Origin of the sequence: Synechococcus sp. B60.1 (assembly GCF_047462555.1) — a bacterium.
In the GTDB taxonomy this organism is placed as follows: Bacteria; Cyanobacteriota; Cyanobacteriia; order Thermostichales; family Thermostichaceae; genus Thermostichus.
The window spans coordinates 1-1,780 of sequence record NZ_JANSJN010000191.1; the positions used below are offsets into that span (position 1 = coordinate 1).

Annotated in this window: 1 protein-coding gene and 1 pseudogene; both read left to right on the forward strand. The window is 48.0% G+C overall.

The window, feature by feature from the left end:
- Positions 1–327 (forward strand): annotated as a pseudogene (locus tag NW863_RS12905) (peptidase M61); the annotation flags it as partial.
- Positions 328–408: 81 nt separating this feature from the next.
- Positions 409–1,614, forward strand: a complete 1,206-nt coding sequence (locus tag NW863_RS12910) for a hypothetical protein (protein ID WP_414366841.1) — start codon at positions 409–411, stop codon at positions 1,612–1,614.
- Positions 1,615–1,780: the final 166 nt, after the last annotated feature.

The following is a 1,780-nucleotide window of genomic DNA, read 5'->3' on the forward strand; positions in this document are numbered from 1 at the left end:
CTCCACTTCAATGGGGAAGGCAACCGCATCAGCGCCGTCGAGATGGGATCCCCGGCCCAAAAAGCAGGCATCTGGGCCGGCGACGAGCTCGTAGCCCTAGACGGCTTTCGGGTGAGCGCCACCACCTTGCCGGAGCGCCTGGCAGCCTACCAGCCCCACCAGGTGATCTGCCTAAGCGTCTTCCAAGGCGATCAGTTGAAACACTTCTGGATCCTCTTGGATCCACCCCGCCCGGATGTTTACACTCTCGAAGCTTTGCCTGAACTCACTCCCACCCAGAAAGCGCTCCAGCAGGGCTGGCTGGGATCCCTTTTGGCTCAAGAGTAGGCAGGAGGTAGCAATGCTTTAAAATCTTCCCAGCTGTTCGCAACTCCCGAGTTAAGTTAAAGAAAATAGGATCAAAGGGAAATGACTCTGCTTTTAGGTCTTCTAATTGGATTGGCTATTGGTTTCTCCCTGGGCGTTTATACCTGTAGGCGATCTGAAGTGAACCGCTACGAATCGAGGTTTGAGAGATGGAGGAAAGAAACTGAGAGGGCAATAGCTTTGCAACTTGACCAGTTCACTCAAAGAGCTAATAGCCAGTTACTGGATGAGATTCTAAGAAAGTTACAAGCTGACCTTGAGGGCTTCAAACTTCATATCTCAGAAAGTCTGTCCGAAAGTTACCAAAACTTCCTTCAGCGTTTAGCTGACTATACAAGTCAGCTAGTTAAGAATATAAGTAATCAGCAGAATATCCTGGGCAGGCTATCGGAAAGTATAGAAAACATTTCCCAGAATCTAAACTCGAGTTCTAGCCTTCAAAAGGGAAAGGAAACTAACAAGCAAACTGCTGACGCAAGACTCAAGAGTTTGCCGCCAGAGACGATTAGCCGTGAACAGGTGAAGATAGGGGTATTTCTGTGGTCTAAGAACATAAGGATGAAGAACCTGCTTCCATCTAGTAAAAAAGCAGCAGAAGGGGAACTCGATAACAAGCTGAACTGGATATCAAACCTTATGGGTCAGAGGTACTCGATGATTGAGAAGCTTTACAAAGAAATTAAATCTGGCATTGGAGAAGAAAAGACCTTGACTCTTTGCTTAAAAGGCAACCCCCCAGAAGTGATAAATTATAGCTGCCAACTTGCTTCCACTCTACGTAAGGTTAATTTCTTAAAGGAACATAACTACTCAAAAAGCTCCAAAATCCTGATGGTAAAACTAAGCAAGTCTTCAGAGGCAATCAAGTTCCTATCTGGAGATTGGCTGGAGAGATATGTCAAACAGCAACTGATCAAGTTTGCTAGAGAGCAGGGACAGAAGATCGATTTTTCCTACATCGCAAATGCGGAAGTTACTTTGCCCAACGGTAGCGACTTTGAGATCGATCTCTTCTTCCACATTAACAACCGATTCTACTGGATAGAGTCGAAGACCGGCAGCTACAGGGACTGTATAGAGAAGTACTCTTGGCTCGCCTCCGAAATGGGTCTCGGCCCAGATCAAGTCTTTCTGGTCTTGGCAGATGCTGATCAGGAGACGAGAAGTAGGATCTCCTCCTCCTATAATCTTTCAGCAATTAGTGTCGAGGAGGTTGAGTCTCTGCTGTACAGAATTGTGAGGAGGTAGACTCAGTCTAAGCTACCACTTTGACAGCCTGCTCCATACACCACCAGGGATCCTCGGCAAAAGCCGGCATGGGCGTGCTGCCTGCCTTACCCAAAATGGCCAGCCGAACTTCCCGATCCAGCCGGGATCCCGATCCGTAGGGATCCTCGGAGGGGGGCTCCAGTCT